Source organism: Flavobacterium sp. NRK F10, assembly GCF_024054235.1.
Lineage (GTDB): Bacteria > Bacteroidota > Bacteroidia > Flavobacteriales > Flavobacteriaceae > Flavobacterium > Flavobacterium sediminis.
In genome coordinates this window covers 1,108,374-1,123,196 of the sequence record NZ_JAMXLC010000001.1, presented here as the reverse complement: position 1 = coordinate 1,123,196, position 14,823 = coordinate 1,108,374, and the positions used below count along the sequence as shown (strand labels likewise).

The following is a 14,823-nucleotide window of genomic DNA, read 5'->3' as shown; positions in this document are numbered from 1 at the left end:
TTGATAAACTATTCTAAAATTAAAAAGTCTACGGAATCAGGAATAATATACTCAAACTTAAAAATAACTTTAACATTAACATTATTGTTTTCTAAAACATCTACTTCGTCATGATTGTAAGTTATGTTGTCTTTTTCTTTCCATTCTCTAATTGTTTCATCTGTGATTATCTCTTTTTGGTATTCAGTAACATCAACAATTAGCATATTTTTATACCAATTTTCTTCATCATTTGTGTAGACTTTTATTTCAATGTCACTAAAATCTACAATAAATATGTAATCTTTATAGGAATTAAAAACATTAATGATTGGTATATTATTGTAGGTTTTGTTAGAGAAAGGAAAATTGTTTTCCACATTTTCTTCAATATTTGTAAGTTTTTTTTCAGTTCTCCAATTCGCGAAAATTATTAGATTATTTTTATTTTTCGATTTTTCAATGAACAAATCTATTTGTCCAATGATATTTTTATTTATTATTTTAGTGTTAAAATCGATTAATTTCTTAAAAAATAAATCATCCATACTCTTTGCTAAACTTGCGCCAAAATCAGCTAACCCAATTATGTTTTGATGATGTTTACCTTCTATAAAAGCGAACCTCATTTTTAACATAGTTCTGAAAAAACCAAAACCATCAATACTTCTATCGTTAGCTAAATAAATTACTTTCTCAAGTTTTTGTAGAACATTAAAAATTACTGCGTTTCTTTCCCATAATTCACCTACATTGCTTCTGAATTCTTTAATTTTATTATTAGATAAAGGAACTCTCATTATTTGTTTGTAGTTTTCTATCTCTATTTCCTTTTTCAAATAACTAAATAGGCTTATTATTTTCTCTTTTCTATAATTAAGTTGAACATCATCAGTTTGTTCAGTTCCATTGAAAACAAAATCCATATATTCTTTATTTTCAATGGTAATCCCGTTTAATATTTTTTCAATATCGTCAAAAATATATTTGAATCTATCTTTAAGTTTTATTTTTTTTAAGTCATCTGTAGCTCTAATAAGATAGCTGTATTTTAATAGTATCATTACAAAACCAAATGTAAGCCAAGTTTTTGGTTGTAAAACAAAATAGGCTTTATTCATTGGAGGTTTTTTAGTTTCCCAATTATTTACAGACCAAAGATTTTCCTTTTCTATTTCATCAAATAAATTAAAAAAATCATTAAAAAAATTATTATCATATCCTACAACAGAATCATAATTATCTTCAAAGTAACTAAAGTTAAATTTATCAAATGATATTTTAGTGTGGAATTTTAAATAATAACCCCAGCATAACATTATCGTCAGAAATTTGAATGAATAACCACTATTATCTTTTCGATAATCAATACTAAACAAACTATTTTCAATCTTTTGAAATCCTTCATTAAATAAATCAAAGTCCTCTTCTTCAAGAATTAATTTTGATAAATTGATTAATGGGAGATATGATAATTCTACATAGTTAAATTCTTCTTTATCGTATTTTTCAGAAAGACTGATTTTCATACTCAATGAATCAAAAATCCTTTCAATATAGATTTTTTTAAAATTAGAATTTAGATTTGGATACAAGTAAATTAAGTTTGTACATGCTTTAGAATAACAATTTAAAGAACGCTTAAATGAACCTGTTAAAAGAGTATACTGAATGAAATCAAGAAGTTCATTAAAAGATTCAATATTGTTTTTCTTTGAAGCATTTGCTACCCCTTTATTGACAGCAAAAAATATATCATTTATATAATTTAAAGATATAGTGTCATAGTATTTGTTTAATCCGAAATTCATCCCTCTAAATCGATATATTTTTTATAAATTTCTTCTAAATTCTCAAGATTGCTTTTTAAGGCGACAGAATTATTTTTAGTTGAGTTGTCATCAATTTTGTTCAATAATTTATTCAGTTGTTGTTTTTCAAACTTATCTTCAAATCTTTTATTTTTTGCAAATGAGAAATATTTAGAAAGTTTGAGGTTTATATTATTATTAAATGAATAGATTTTAATCTCTTCTTTTTTAGGAAACTCATCATCAATATTTAATTCATGAAAATACTTTTTCTCAGAATTAACCTTATCTAAAGCTTTTTTTAAGCCATCTAAATTGATGTCATTTAAAAATGAAACTTTATTTTTTGAAATATAAATATGTGTAATATTAGCATCTGTAAAAAAAGGAAATCTTTCAAAAGATTGTTCTTTCAAAATAAATTTTTCATATCTCGATTTGAATTCATTTTTGATAAAATTATTATAATAAGCTCTTGAAAATTCTAACATTAATTCTTTTCGAATAATCTTTAATCTTTGTTCTTTGTTAATAAATTTGAAAACGTTGTTGTATAACTTTATTAATAAAAAGATATAAAAAACAAAAGATATAAAAATAAAAATAAGAATATTTGATTTTATATCCTGATTGTAAATAGTATTACTAAAAAAATATAAGCAGAGAATGCATATTATTATAGAAAAACCTAAATAGGTTATAAATTTAAAATTTACTCTTTCATCAATAATATTTTGAATATCATCCCTTTCATCTTTTAGGTGTGTAAATAATAAATTTGTGACAAATAAATTCATTGATACCAATGTTATTACTCCTGATGTAAAAGTTTTGACATTGTCATCAAAATTCACTTTAAGAATTTTTAAAAACTCAAAATTTATATATAAGGAATAAATTGTAATAAGTGATATTACAAATAAATAAGCACAAAATAATTGCCAAAAATTTGACGCAAAAATTATAGTTTGAAATTTTATAAATAAATTATTATTGTCTTTATGAATTTCAGGATATTTTGTTTTGAAATCATTTTTTATTTTGCTCTTTAAGCTCATTTACTACAAAATTTTTATAAAGTAATAGATTTTTTTTGAAAAATAAAATTAGCTTCAAAAATAAATATCCACAACTTACCCCCACAAACTACCCCCGCCTATCTAAAGCTCATCGAAATACCCCCACCCATTAGGAGCAATCCAAAATTTACCAGCAGGATAAATAATATTCATTTGTAGTGAATGTTTCTTTCCTACTGCTGGTTTATCAAAGGTTGCTACAAATTTTATGTTTAACTCAAAAAACTAAAGAAATGGTAAGAATTGTAAACTATCAAAAAAGAACAACGGAGGAGGGAAAAGATTTCTTCGTGTTAGAGATTCAAGGTGGAATTGAATTAGTAAAATCCCAAGCTACTGGGAAACATTATGTAACTGCAAGAAAGGCAAACATTGCAAGTACATTTGATGAAATGACTTGTCAAGCTTTAATAGGTTCTGAATTGCCTGGTAAAGTTGAGAAAGTTGCTTGTGAACCTTACGAGTATGTTATCAAAGATACTGGTGAAGTTATCACATTGGCTCACAGATTTGAGTATGTAGAAGAAAACCAGCAACAAGAAAACGCTATTACATCAAATGTTGAGAAAAGCTCTACTAAAGTAGATGATTTCATTCAAGGAATTGATGAAGAGCATACCTTTTCCAAAAATGGTGTTTTAGAACATGCTTAACAAATTGCAGTATTAACCTTGTGTCTGAAATTTATACAAACTCAATAAGAGAAGATTATAAATTTCAGACACTCTTTTATTTTTTAATCATGGAAAATAATGTTGCCGAAATTCAGGTTAGCTATTCAACTAATAGCAGAGTAAGACCAAAAGTAACTTGTGGAAAATCTGCTTTTGATTTGTTTTACAATTCATGGTCTCAAAATACAATTGAACTACAAGAGGAATTCAAAGTTTTACTTTTAAATAGAGCTAATAATGTATTAGGGATTTATCCGCTTTCAAAAGGTGGTTCTGCTGGAACTGTAGTCGATTTAAAATTACTTTTTGCTGTAGCTTTGAAATGTAATGCTACTTCAATAATTGTAGCACATAATCATCCAAGTGGAACACTAAAAGCAAGTGAACAGGATATTAAAATCACCAAGAAAATTAAAGAAGCTGGAAATTTGTTAGAAATCACACTTTTAGACCATATCATTATTACCAAAAACAACTTTTTGAGTATGGCTAATGAAGGATTATTTTAAGTTCATGTAAATGTGAACGTATTCAAAAACCCATCTTTATGATAGTAAATTGAAATGTGTAAAAAATTTAAGATTATTATAAATAGCTTTTTCTTATTTTTATCATTTATGACAACTTTGTGATTGTGGAGAAAAGCTTAAATGAATATCCTTTAGAATACCAAAACCAAATTTTAAGAGAAGTATTGTTTACTTTCTTCCCATTTACATTTGAGGACATGCTGGATTATGAAAGTAGCATTGATTTCAAAATACTTTCAAAGAATCAGTATGTAAATTGGAATGAAGAAATACTAATAAAATTCAAAGATAAATGGGATTGGGAAGCAATACAAACCAATCCCTTAATCATTGCGTATCACAATTTAGCAGTATTGTTTCCTGAAATTGCTGGTTTACCAGCAGTAAAATGTAAATGTGAAAATCAATTATCAGCTTGTAATCGTGCTAAAATTTGTTACACCGAATATAATGATGAATTAATGAAAAAGGATATGAAGAATCCTAAACATATTCAGTTTACATATTGGGTAAATTTCCTTATTGAGGAGTCCTATATAAATAGCGAAAATTTAAGTTACTACCTTTTGTATGATACTGTAATTGAAGATGGAAATACTTATAATACTGAATCTATTAATCCTGAAAATGTAGAAAAAAATAATAATCAGATTAATAGGGAAGATGTTCCTTTTTAGAATTTGAATAATTCTACAAGTTCTACATTTAAAGCTTTGGAAACCTTTTCAAGAGTTGTAACCGTCATATTAGTTTTTCCAGATTCCAATCTGCTCATATTACTTTTGTCATAATTGATTTTAGCAGCAAAATCCTGTTGAGATAAATTTTGCAATTCTCTCAGTTCTTGGATTCTTTTACCAATTTTCTTAAGCGTATTATTTTCAATTTTAGACAAATCAGAGTTGTATTTTACGACAAGTCAAAATTTGTTATAAATTTGCTTAGTTGGTTATCATAAAATACAACTGAAATTTATTTAAAGATTAAATGAAAAAAATTGAAGTTTTATTATTAACTGTTATAATAATGATAGTAGTGTCTTTAACTACTTGTTATGTTTACACAGAGGAAATAAGGTTACTTATTTCTGATAAAAAGAATTTCATCATTTTCTTTTTACTCATGTTTATTGCTTTGGTAATAATTAATTCTTACAAAAGAGTTAGTAAAAAAAATTCTCAGAAAGGGTTAGGGTACTTGTCAATTTTAGCTGTTTCAACATTTACATCATTTGCACTCTTTATATCAATGCACATCATACTTTTTATTATAGAATGGATTAAATCACTTTTAAATTAAATACAGAACAACATGAAAAAAATTATATTCGTTTTAGCTCTATGCTATTCTTTCATTGCAAACTCTCAAAATCAAACAAAGAACTATTATTTTGATTTAGGAGAAGAATTTTTATCAAAGAGAGATTATGTTAATGCTTTAAATAATTTTGATTTGGCAATTAAAAGCAAAAGCTTTTCAAAAGAAAACCAAAATTTAAACTATCCGTTAACTAACTCCAAATTATATTATTTCAAAGGTTTTACATTGTTTAAAACCAATAAATATAGTGAAGCATTAGAGTATTATAACCTATCAATTAGTTCAATGAATACAAAAGAGTATTATTGGAATCAAGCTCTTCAAGAAAGAGCAATGTTAAAATGCCAATTAAATCATTTTGACAGCGCAATTGAAGACCTAAATACAATAATCAATAGTTATAATGATTCCAAAGCTAATTATGGATTACAAATATTTTTGAAGTTGAATAAACCAGCAGAGATAAGTAGAGCTTATTGTTTAAGAGCATTTGCTAAAATAAAAATTAATCAATTTGAAGCAGCTTATGAAGACGTTGATTTAGCACTTTCTTATAATCATGAAAATAGTGAAGCTTATTTATATGGTGGTTTATGTATGTTGAATACAGGAGAAAAAGACAAAGGCTGTTTGAAATTGATTATTGCAGAGAGTTTGGGTAATCAAGAAGTCAAACCCATATTTGAAAAATATTGTACAAATTAATCTACCACCTTTTAGGTGGTTTTTTTATGCTTATGGTAAAAGTATCAATTCCTTTGTTCAAATTAGGAGAAGAATATGAGTTACATGAGTTTGATTTAAATCCTTTAGGTTGCTTTTTAGCTGAAAACAATTTTGCTTATGAATTATATAGATATAGAAAGATTAGAAAATATCAGATTTATCTCTTTTATAATTGTGATATTTTAAGTGCTTTTTGTGTATTTGATAATAAGGAGAATTTAATTAAAATTAAAACAAAGCGAAATTTTAAAAAGGAGATGGTTTTAAAAATTATAACAAAATTTAAAGAATAAGTTTTGTAAAATAGATATTTAGAATATATTTGCACCTCGAAAGAACTGGTTCTGAAAAAGACCAATTGAATTTGAGGTCAAACATAGGTCAAACATTTTTGCTGAAAAGAGTAAAAATCTGAAAACAAAAGAAACTATTAATATTAGTAAATCATTTGTTTTCAAACATTTACAAAGAAAAGCAATAATCTGTAAGACATTTGTTACAGTCTCATAATCAGGTGGTCCCTGGTTCGAGCCCAGGTGGGACCACAAGTTGAAAGAAATAGTCGGTAAAAGACTATTTTTTTTTAGCTGATGAGGAAGAAATTAAGATTTTTTTAAGTTTTTTTTTAAAAATCATTGATTAATATAAAAATATTTTTATTTTCGTGTTTTCAAAAGCAATGTTTTAACGACTTTGTTTGCAAATCGTTAATAAATAATTAAGAAAACCCATTTTCTTCCATTAAAGAATAAAAATTTATACTTTAGGCCTATGAAATTAGCAGTACAAAAAATAGTTTTAGTTTTCGTGGCATTACTAAATGTTGATATGGCTTTGGCAGCTGATCCGACCCCGCCGCCACCAACGCCACCACCACCGCCAGGTTTACCTATTGATGGGGGATTAGTATTTTTGTTCTTCTTGGCATTAATATTTGGCTATTTTATATCAAAAAAATATATATCAGCAAAAAAAAGCTCTTTTTAAAAAAGAGCTTTTTTTGTTATTGTTACTACTGATTTAATTCATGGATTCGTTTTACATATTTGCCTAAAACATCAAATTCTAAATTGACTTCTGTTCCTTTTTTAAATGTTTTGAAATTAGTGTGCTCATACGTGTAAGGTATAATGGCTACGCTGAATTCATTTCTTTTGGAGTTGACTACTGTTAGACTGGTTCCGTTTATGGTAATTGACCCTTTTTCTATTGTAATGTTGTTGAGCTTGTCATTATATTCAAAGGTGAAAAGCCAGCTTCCGTTTGTTTCCTGAATATTTATGCAAGTTCCTGTTTGGTCAACATGGCCTTGAACAATATGTCCGTCTAAGCGGTCTCCTAATTTCATGGCTCTTTCTAAGTTGATTAAGTCTCCTTTTTGCCACAATCCTATGTTGGTTTTGTCGATGGTTTCTTTAATTGCAGTGACAGTGTAGTTGTTTTCGTCTATTGCTACAACTGTGAGGCAAATGCCGTTATGAGCTACACTTTGGTCTATCTTTAATTCGTTAGTAATGGTGGAGTTGATTGTAATATGGAGGTTATCTTGCTCTTTTTGAATATCTTCTACTGTTCCGAGTGTTTCTATAATTCCTGTAAACATAACTGATTTTATTTTATTAAATTTGCAGTTCAAAAATACGTAAATAATAATAACCGAAAATGGTTAAAAAGGTAGAAAATATAATAGTTGGTATCTCAATAGGTGATTTGAATGGGATTGGGCCTGAGATTGTTTTGAAAACTTTTGAGGACAATAGGATGTTTGATTTTTGTACGCCGGTTATTTTTGCCAATACAAAAATAATTTCCTTTATAAAAAAAACATTAAATGCAGAGGTTAGTGTTCAGGGAATCGATAATTTAGAACAGATTGTCCCGGGTAAGCTGAATGTGTTGAATGTTTGGCGGGAAGGTGTGAATTTAGATTTCGGTAAAGCAGACGACAATGTCGGACGTTATGCCGTTAAATCGTTTGTAACTGCTACCAAAGCTTTGAAGGATGGTTTTGTCGATGTTTTGGTTACTGCTCCGATCAATAAATACAATATTCAGTCGGATGAATTCAAGTTTCCGGGACACACAGATTATTTGAATCAGGAAATTGAAGGGAGTGCTTTAATGTTGATGGTGAGTGGAAACTTGCGAATAGGTTTGTTGACTGATCATGTTCCTGTAAATGAAATTACAAAATATCTGACTCCGGAATTGCTGGAATCAAAAATAAGAACCATTCAACAATCTTTAATCCGGGATTTCGGAATTGTAAAACCTAAGATTGCAGTTTTAGGACTTAATCCGCATAGTGGAGACAATGGAGTTATAGGAAAAGAAGAGCAAGATATTATTCGTCCCAAAGTTGAAGAATTATTTAATAGCGGAATAATGGCTTTCGGACCTTATTCTTCAGATAGTTTTTTCGGATCGAATCAGTATGAGAAGTTTGATGCTATATTGGCAATGTATCATGATCAGGGTTTGATACCGTTTAAAACGCTGTCTTTTGGTAATGGGGTGAATTATACTGCAGGATTGGAAAAAATAAGAACATCTCCCGACCATGGTACGGCTTATGAGATAGCCGGAAAAGGAGTGGCTAGCTATAATTCTTTCAGAGAAGCAGTGTATCTTGCGATTGATGTTTTTCATAAAAGAAATGAATATCAGGGGCTTATACAGAACCCTTTGAAAATAAAACAAGGGTAGTTGTAAACAAAAAAATGTTTATAACTGGTTTTGGATTTGTAATAATTTTATATATTTGCATCCCTTTTAGAGGGTAAACTGTTGTTATGAAGAATATTAAAGAATATTTGATCCCGTTTTCAGGATTAAAGATAGGTAAGCATCAGTTTGATTATCAGATAGATAATTCGTTCTTTAAACACTTTAATTATGATGAGTTTGATGCGGCTGATATTAAAGTGAATATAGTTCTGGAGAAAAAAAGTACAATGTTGGAGTTGGCTTTTAAGCATAAAGGAGAAGTTAGAGTGCCTTGTGACTTGACTAGTGAATATTTTAATTTACCTGTAAAAGGAAAATTAAAACTAATAGTGAAGTTCGGAGAGGAGTTTAATGATGAAAATGAAGAATTGCTGATATTGCCACACGGAGAGTTTCAAGTAGATGTTTCACAGTATATCTACGAGATGATAGTGCTTTCAGTTCCGGCTAAGAGAGTGCATCCGGGAGTGAAAGACGGAACTTTACAAACGGACGCTTTACAGAAATTGGAGCAGTTGGCTCCGAAAGAAGAGAAAAAAGAAAAAGAAGATATAGACCCAAGGTGGGAAAATTTAAAAAAACTATTAACGGATAAAAATAAGTAAAAATGGCACATCCTAAGAGAAGACAGTCGTCAACAAGAAGAGATAAAAGAAGAACGCACTACAAAGCATCTGTTCCACAGATCGCAACTTGCCCGGTAACAGGAGAGGCTCATTTGTATCACAGAGCTTACTGGCATGAAGGTAAATTATATTACAGAGGTCAGGTAGTAGTTGATAAAACTGAAGCAGTAGCGTAATTGTTTTAAAATACAGAAAACTCTCACGAAGTGAGGGTTTTTTTGTTACTAGTAAAGCTCTTTTATTTAGCATTGGTTTTATAATCGTATATTTTTTTGTAATTTCCACCACTTTTTTAGGAGATTACAAATTTTTGGTGCGCTAAAAATAACCAAGGCTGTTTTTCTATATAAAAAAGTAGTTACCATTTTTTAAAAAATTGACAAATGAGTAAAATAACGGCTGCCATTACAGCAATCGGTTCTTATGTGCCTAAATATGTTTTGTCTAACCAGGTATTGGAAACAATGGTAGACACTAACGATGAATGGATTACAACCCGTACAGGGATAAAAGAAAGAAGGATTTTAAAAGAGGATGAAGGAGTCGGGACTTCTTATTTAGCTATAAAAGCAGCTCAGAACCTTATAGAAAAGGCAAATCTTGATCCTAAAGAAATTGATCTGGTTATTATGGCAACTGCCACACCGGATATGCCTGTAGCTTCAACAGGAGTTTATGTAGCAACACAGATCGGAGCGACCAATGCTTTTGCTTTTGACTTGCAAGCTGCTTGTTCCAGTTTTCTTTACGGAATGTCAGTCGCATCTGCTTATATTCAATCAGGAAAATATAAAAAAATATTATTAATAGGTGCTGATAAGATGTCATCTATAATAGATTATACAGATAGAGCCACTTGTATCATTTTCGGTGATGGAGGTGGCGCTGTTTTATTTGAACCTAATGAAGAAGGTTTCGGTCTTCAGGATGAAGTATTGAAAAGTGACGGTGTAGGGCGTGAATTTTTAAAGATCGATGCAGGAGGTTCAATATTGCCGGCTTCAGAAGAAACAGTTAAAAATAAGCAACATTATGTTTTTCAGGATGGAAAAACAGTATTCAAATATGCTGTTTCCGGAATGGCTGATGTGAGCGAGAAGATCATGCAGCGAAACAATTTGTCGCATGAGGATGTAAATTGGCTAGTTGCTCATCAGGCTAATAAACGAATTATTGATGCTACAGCAAACAGAATGGGAGTTGATGATTCAAAAGTTCTGATTAATATTCACAAGTATGGTAATACAACTTCGGCTACATTACCGTTATTACTTTGTGAATTCGAAAAGCAAATTAAAAAAGGAGATAATATAATTTTTGCAGCATTCGGAGGTGGCTTCACTTGGGGAGCTATTTATCTGAAATGGGCATACGATACAAAATAACAACAAGCTAAACCAAATTTCAAAGAGTATGGATATTAGAGAAATTCAAAACCTAATTAAGTTTGTAGCTAAATCTGGTGCTACAGAGGTGAAGTTAGAAATGGAGGATTTTAAAATCACCATTAAAACCACTCAGGAAGGAACTGAAACAACTTACGTTCAACAGGTTCCTGTAACTACAGCTTTGCCACAGGCTGCGGCTCCTATGCCAGTTGCTCCTACAACAGCAGCTGCGCCGGTTGCTCCGGAAGTTAAAAGTTCAGAAGAAAATAGTAAATATATCACTATAAAATCTCCTATCATCGGTACATTCTATAGAAAGCCGGCACCGGATAAACCTGTGTTTGCAGAAGTAGGAAGTACAATTTCAAAAGGAGATGTGGTTTGTGTGATTGAAGCTATGAAACTATTCAATGAGATTGAATCAGAAATTTCAGGGAAAATCGTTAAAGTATTAGTAGACGATGCCTCCCCGGTAGAATTTGATCAACCTTTATTCTTAGTAGATCCATCTTAATAAAGTTAGAAATTAGAAGTTAGAGATCATATTTTTTGATTTCATTTAATTGTCTAATTGACACAACTTGTCCCGTTTTTTCGGGATGGACTAATTATCTAATTTGATTATTATGTTTAAAAAAATATTAATCGCAAACAGAGGAGAAATTGCACTACGTGTGATTAGAACCTGTAGAGAAATGGGGATCAAAACAGTAGCAGTATATTCCACTGCAGATGCTGATAGTTTACACGTTCGTTTTGCAGATGAAGCAGTGTGTATTGGTCCGCCGCCAAGTAATTTGTCTTACTTGAAAATGTCAAATATCATAGCTGCTGCAGAGATCACGAATGCAGATGCAATTCATCCCGGATACGGATTCTTATCTGAAAATGCTAAGTTTTCAAAGATTTGTGAAGAGCACGGAATAAAGTTTATCGGTGCTTCAGCAGAAATGATTGAAAAAATGGGAGATAAAGCTACCGCAAAAGCAACAATGAAAGCAGCGGGTGTACCTTGTGTTCCCGGTTCAGACGGAATTTTGGAATCTTTTGAACAAGCTAAAAAAGTAGCTAAAGAAATAGGTTATCCTGTGATGATGAAAGCCACTGCCGGTGGAGGTGGAAAAGGAATGCGTGCTATTTGGAAAGAAGACGAATTGCAAAAAGCTTGGGAAAGTGCTCGTCAGGAAGCTGCTGCAGCATTCGGAAATGACGGTATGTACATGGAAAAATTAATTGAAGAGCCAAGACATATCGAGATCCAAGTTGTGGGAGACCAATACGGAAAAGCGTGTCACCTTTCTGAAAGAGATTGTTCTATTCAACGTCGTCACCAAAAATTGACAGAAGAAACACCTTCGCCTTTTATGACGCAGGAGTTACGTGATAAAATGGGTGAAGCAGCTGTGAAAGCAGCAGAGTATATTAATTACGAAGGAGCAGGGACTATTGAGTTCTTAGTAGACAAACATCGTAATTTCTACTTCATGGAAATGAATACTCGTATTCAGGTTGAACATCCTATTACGGAACAAGTTGTAGATTATGATTTGATTCGTGAGCAAATATTAGTTGCATCAGGAGTGCCGATTTCAGGTAAAAATTATTATCCGCAATTGCATTCCATAGAGTGTCGTATTAATGCTGAGGATCCGTATAATGATTTCAGACCATCTCCGGGTAAAATTACTGTTTTACACGCACCGGGAGGTCATGGAGTACGTTTGGATACTCATGTTTACGCCGGATATACTATTCCGCCGAATTATGATTCTATGATTGCTAAGTTGATTACAACAGCTCAAACAAGAGAAGAGGCAATTAATAAAATGAAACGAGCTTTAGATGAGTTCGTAATTGAAGGAATCAAAACAACTATTCCTTTCCACAGACAGTTAATGGAGAATCCGGATTATGTTGCCGGAAATTATACCACTAAGTTTATGGAGGATTTCAAAATGGAAGAAATTAAAGAATAGTGAAATATAATTTCAATAAAAAATCCCGATTCAAAGAATCGGGATTTTTTTATTATTGATTACAGCTACAGAGTTTCTTTTAACCATTTAAAGAATTCGCGTTGCCAAACAATTCCGTTTTGAGGTTTTAAAACCCAGTGGTTCTCGTCAGGGAAAAACATAAAACGGCTGTGTATTCCTTTCAGTTGGGCTGCCTGAAAAGCTTCTTGTCCTTGTCCGATCGGAACCCGGAAATCTTTTCCGCCCTGAATTACAAAAATCGGAGTATTCCATTTATCAACGAGTTTAATAGGATTGAACTGTTGATACGTTTTTTGAGCAGCAACATTATTTTTATCCCAATAAGGTCCGCCTAAATCCCAATTCGTAAAGAAGACTTCTTCCGTTGTTCCATACATACTTTCAAGATTGAAAACGCCACAATGCGAAATGAATGTTTTGAAACGATTGTTGTGAATTCCTGCTAAATAGAAAACCGAATAACCACCGTAACTTGCACCAACAGCTCCTAAACGTTTGTTATCTACGTAAGGTTCTTTGGCAACATCATCAATAGCACTTAGATAATCCTGGATAGCTTGTCCCCCCCAATCCTTGCTGATATCTTCATTCCATTTTACACCGTGTCCCGGCATACCTCTGCGGTTAGGGGCAACTACAATATAACCTTGTGAGGCCATTACCTGAAAATTCCAACGGAAAGAATAAAATTGTGAAAGAGCCCCTTGTGGTCCCCCTTGGCAATATAATAGGGTTGGATATTTTTTAGTTTTGTCAAAATTTGGCGGTAAAATAACCCAAACTAACATGTCTTTACCGTCGGTAGTTTTAACCATTCTTTTTTCAACAGTTGGCAAAGCTAATTTGGCATATGTCTTGGTATTTACATTGGTAATCTGATTCCATTTTTTCTTTTTCAGGTCATAGGAAAAAATTTCATTGGCATGGTTCATATCACTTCTTGTAACTAAAACATTATTTCCGCTAAAACCGATAATCTGATTGACATCGAACTGACCTTCTGTTAGTTGCTTAACTCTTACCATAATCTTACTCAGCCCCGGAAAATTCACTTCAAAAAGTTGTTTGGTTCCGTCAACAGGCGCTAAAAAATATACTTTTTTCCCATCTTCGCTCCAAATGAAACTGTCTACAGTTCCGTCCCAAGCAGAAGTTAAGTTGATTAAAAAGCCTTTGTAGTTAACTACAATATCATTTTTATCGGCCTCATAGCCTTCTCGTTTCATTTGCAGCCATGAGAGATCGCCGTTAGGAGAAAACTGTGGGGCAACATCATATCCTTTGTTTTCCTTCGTTAAATTTTTAGTTGTTTTGGTGTTTATATCGTACTCATATAGGTCTGTATTAGTACTAATAGCGTAAGCTGCTCCTGTTTTCTTTTTACATACATATATTATTTTTGAACCATCAGGAGACCAAATGTAGTCCTCATCCCCACCGAAAGGTTTTTGCGGTGAATCAAAAGGTTCGTTAGCCATAATATCAATTTCTTCTTTTTGGTTATTCGTAAAAATAATATGGTTGTGAGTACCGTCGTTCCAAGTATCCCAATGACGGTAATCTAATCCGTTATAGATATGAACTTCGCTTTTTTCTAATTCAGGATAAAAGTCTTTTCCATAAACGTTATCAATTTTAACTTCTTTATGAGAAAGAGTGCCGCCTTTTTCATTATTATTTTTATCATTTACTAAATCAGAAGCGTTTTCAATTACAGTTGCTTTGCCGCCTGTTACAGGGATACTGTAAAATACACTATTTGATTTGTTTTCTTCAACAGAAGGGGTTGATACTTTATAAATGATTGATTTTCCGTCTTTTGAAATTCCTAAAGGAGAAATGCGTCCGAGCTTCCATAAAAGTTCGGGTGTCATGACTTCTTGAGCACTAAGTGAAAGTCCTGCCATAATTAAAATAATAGATAAAAATTGTTTTTTCATAGGGTTTAAATTTGTAGCGTATAAAA

Annotated in this window: 17 protein-coding genes; 12 read left to right on the top strand and 5 right to left on the bottom strand. The window is 31.2% G+C overall.

Going from position 1 to position 14,823, the window contains the following annotated elements; all coding sequences use genetic code 11:
* Positions 1 to 8 precede the first annotated feature (8 nt).
* Positions 9 to 1,790 carry a hypothetical protein gene (locus NHF50_RS05210; protein WP_252775280.1) on the bottom strand — a complete coding sequence of 594 codons (1,782 nt, stop codon included), beginning with the start codon at positions 1,788 to 1,790 and terminating at the stop codon, positions 9 to 11.
* Positions 1,787 to 2,848, bottom strand: coding sequence for a hypothetical protein (locus tag NHF50_RS05205; RefSeq protein WP_252775279.1), 1,062 nt, complete (start codon positions 2,846 to 2,848; stop codon positions 1,787 to 1,789). The genes NHF50_RS05210 and NHF50_RS05205 overlap by 4 nt, the downstream gene beginning before the upstream one ends.
* A gap of 254 nt (positions 2,849 to 3,102) precedes the next feature.
* On the opposite strand from NHF50_RS05205, the gene NHF50_RS05200 reads away from it, so the two are divergent.
* From NHF50_RS05200 to NHF50_RS05190, 3 genes are all read left to right on the top strand, one after another.
* Positions 3,103 to 3,522: a hypothetical protein gene (locus NHF50_RS05200; RefSeq protein ID WP_252775278.1), complete on the top strand. Its 420-nt coding sequence runs from the start codon at positions 3,103 to 3,105 to the stop codon at positions 3,520 to 3,522.
* Between the two features lie 89 nt (positions 3,523 to 3,611).
* A complete protein-coding gene (locus NHF50_RS05195) occupies positions 3,612 to 4,052 on the top strand; it encodes a JAB domain-containing protein (protein ID WP_252775277.1) in 441 nt (146 codons plus the stop codon).
* 125 nt (positions 4,053 to 4,177) lie between these two features.
* A complete protein-coding gene (locus NHF50_RS05190; protein ID WP_252775276.1) occupies positions 4,178 to 4,750 on the top strand; it encodes a hypothetical protein in 573 nt (190 codons plus the stop codon).
* Here NHF50_RS05190 and NHF50_RS05185 read toward each other — a convergent pair.
* Complete coding sequence (locus tag NHF50_RS05185) at positions 4,747 to 4,968, bottom strand: helix-turn-helix domain-containing protein (RefSeq protein ID WP_252775275.1); 222 nt, start codon at positions 4,966 to 4,968, stop codon at positions 4,747 to 4,749. The genes NHF50_RS05190 and NHF50_RS05185 overlap by 4 nt on opposite strands.
* Before the next feature lie 416 nt (positions 4,969 to 5,384).
* Here NHF50_RS05185 and NHF50_RS05180 point away from each other — a divergent pair, with 416 nt between their 5' ends.
* The 3 genes from NHF50_RS05180 to NHF50_RS05170 all read left to right on the top strand — a co-directional run bounded on the left by NHF50_RS05180 (position 5,385) and on the right by NHF50_RS05170 (position 7,106).
* Complete coding sequence (locus NHF50_RS05180; protein WP_252775274.1) at positions 5,385 to 6,098, top strand: hypothetical protein; 714 nt, start codon at positions 5,385 to 5,387, stop codon at positions 6,096 to 6,098.
* On the top strand, positions 6,086 to 6,412 hold the full coding sequence (locus NHF50_RS05175; RefSeq protein ID WP_252775273.1) for a hypothetical protein: 327 nt from the start codon (positions 6,086 to 6,088) through the stop codon (positions 6,410 to 6,412). The genes NHF50_RS05180 and NHF50_RS05175 overlap by 13 nt, the downstream gene beginning before the upstream one ends.
* Positions 6,413 to 6,890: 478 nt before the next feature.
* Positions 6,891 to 7,106: a hypothetical protein gene (locus NHF50_RS05170; protein WP_109568654.1), complete on the top strand. Its 216-nt coding sequence runs from the start codon at positions 6,891 to 6,893 to the stop codon at positions 7,104 to 7,106.
* A 25-nt stretch (positions 7,107 to 7,131) separates the two neighbouring features.
* Here the strand turns inward: NHF50_RS05170 and NHF50_RS05165 are convergent, their stop codons facing one another.
* Positions 7,132 to 7,722, bottom strand: coding sequence for a riboflavin synthase (locus NHF50_RS05165; protein WP_109568653.1), 591 nt, complete (start codon positions 7,720 to 7,722; stop codon positions 7,132 to 7,134).
* 59 nt (positions 7,723 to 7,781) lie between these two features.
* On the opposite strand from NHF50_RS05165, the gene pdxA reads away from it, so the two are divergent.
* The 6 genes from pdxA to accC all read left to right on the top strand — a co-directional run bounded on the left by pdxA (position 7,782) and on the right by accC (position 12,836).
* Positions 7,782 to 8,825 carry a 4-hydroxythreonine-4-phosphate dehydrogenase PdxA gene (gene pdxA / locus NHF50_RS05160; protein WP_252775272.1) on the top strand — a complete coding sequence of 348 codons (1,044 nt, stop codon included), beginning with the start codon at positions 7,782 to 7,784 and terminating at the stop codon, positions 8,823 to 8,825.
* 86 nt (positions 8,826 to 8,911) lie between these two features.
* Positions 8,912 to 9,451, top strand: a complete 540-nt coding sequence (locus tag NHF50_RS05155; RefSeq protein ID WP_109568651.1) for a DUF177 domain-containing protein — start codon at positions 8,912 to 8,914, stop codon at positions 9,449 to 9,451.
* A 2-nt stretch (positions 9,452 to 9,453) separates the two neighbouring features.
* Entirely contained in the window at positions 9,454 to 9,648 is a 195-nt protein-coding gene (rpmF, locus tag NHF50_RS05150) for a 50S ribosomal protein L32 (RefSeq protein WP_109568650.1), read from the top strand.
* 207 nt (positions 9,649 to 9,855) lie between these two features.
* Positions 9,856 to 10,857 (top strand): beta-ketoacyl-ACP synthase III, encoded by a 1,002-nt coding sequence (locus tag NHF50_RS05145; RefSeq protein WP_109568649.1) that lies wholly within the window; start codon positions 9,856 to 9,858, stop codon positions 10,855 to 10,857.
* Positions 10,858 to 10,885: 28 nt separating this feature from the next.
* The gene (accB, locus tag NHF50_RS05140) at positions 10,886 to 11,374 is read left to right on the top strand and encodes an acetyl-CoA carboxylase biotin carboxyl carrier protein (RefSeq protein ID WP_109568648.1); all 489 of its coding nucleotides are present in this window, start codon (positions 10,886 to 10,888) and stop codon (positions 11,372 to 11,374) included.
* Positions 11,375 to 11,486: 112 nt separating this feature from the next.
* Entirely contained in the window at positions 11,487 to 12,836 is a 1,350-nt protein-coding gene (gene accC / locus NHF50_RS05135) for an acetyl-CoA carboxylase biotin carboxylase subunit (RefSeq protein WP_109568647.1), read from the top strand.
* Positions 12,837 to 12,901: 65 nt separating this feature from the next.
* Here accC and NHF50_RS05130 read toward each other — a convergent pair whose 3' ends face one another.
* The gene (locus tag NHF50_RS05130) at positions 12,902 to 14,797 is read right to left on the bottom strand and encodes a S9 family peptidase (RefSeq protein WP_252775271.1); all 1,896 of its coding nucleotides are present in this window, start codon (positions 14,795 to 14,797) and stop codon (positions 12,902 to 12,904) included.
* Positions 14,798 to 14,823: the final 26 nt, after the last annotated feature.

What these genes read in the sequence shown, in the direction of transcription:
- NHF50_RS05210 (WP_252775280.1), bottom strand. Translation starts at nt 1,790, where the DNA reads ATGAATTTCGGATTAAACAAATACTATGACACTATATCTTTAAATTAT.
- NHF50_RS05205 (WP_252775279.1), bottom strand. Translation starts at nt 2,848, where the DNA reads ATGAGCTTAAAGAGCAAAATAAAAAATGATTTCAAAACAAAATATCCT.
- NHF50_RS05200 (WP_252775278.1), top strand. Translation starts at nt 3,103, where the DNA reads ATGGTAAGAATTGTAAACTATCAAAAAAGAACAACGGAGGAGGGAAAA.
- NHF50_RS05195 (WP_252775277.1), top strand. Translation starts at nt 3,612, where the DNA reads ATGGAAAATAATGTTGCCGAAATTCAGGTTAGCTATTCAACTAATAGC.
- NHF50_RS05180 (WP_252775274.1), top strand. Translation starts at nt 5,385, where the DNA reads ATGAAAAAAATTATATTCGTTTTAGCTCTATGCTATTCTTTCATTGCA.
- NHF50_RS05170 (WP_109568654.1), top strand. Translation starts at nt 6,891, where the DNA reads ATGAAATTAGCAGTACAAAAAATAGTTTTAGTTTTCGTGGCATTACTA.
- NHF50_RS05165 (WP_109568653.1), bottom strand. Translation starts at nt 7,722, where the DNA reads ATGTTTACAGGAATTATAGAAACACTCGGAACAGTAGAAGATATTCAA.
- pdxA (WP_252775272.1), top strand. Translation starts at nt 7,782, where the DNA reads ATGGTTAAAAAGGTAGAAAATATAATAGTTGGTATCTCAATAGGTGAT.
- NHF50_RS05155 (WP_109568651.1), top strand. Translation starts at nt 8,912, where the DNA reads ATGAAGAATATTAAAGAATATTTGATCCCGTTTTCAGGATTAAAGATA.
- rpmF (WP_109568650.1), top strand. Translation starts at nt 9,454, where the DNA reads ATGGCACATCCTAAGAGAAGACAGTCGTCAACAAGAAGAGATAAAAGA.
- NHF50_RS05145 (WP_109568649.1), top strand. Translation starts at nt 9,856, where the DNA reads ATGAGTAAAATAACGGCTGCCATTACAGCAATCGGTTCTTATGTGCCT.
- accB (WP_109568648.1), top strand. Translation starts at nt 10,886, where the DNA reads ATGGATATTAGAGAAATTCAAAACCTAATTAAGTTTGTAGCTAAATCT.
- accC (WP_109568647.1), top strand. Translation starts at nt 11,487, where the DNA reads ATGTTTAAAAAAATATTAATCGCAAACAGAGGAGAAATTGCACTACGT.
- NHF50_RS05130 (WP_252775271.1), bottom strand. Translation starts at nt 14,797, where the DNA reads ATGAAAAAACAATTTTTATCTATTATTTTAATTATGGCAGGACTTTCA.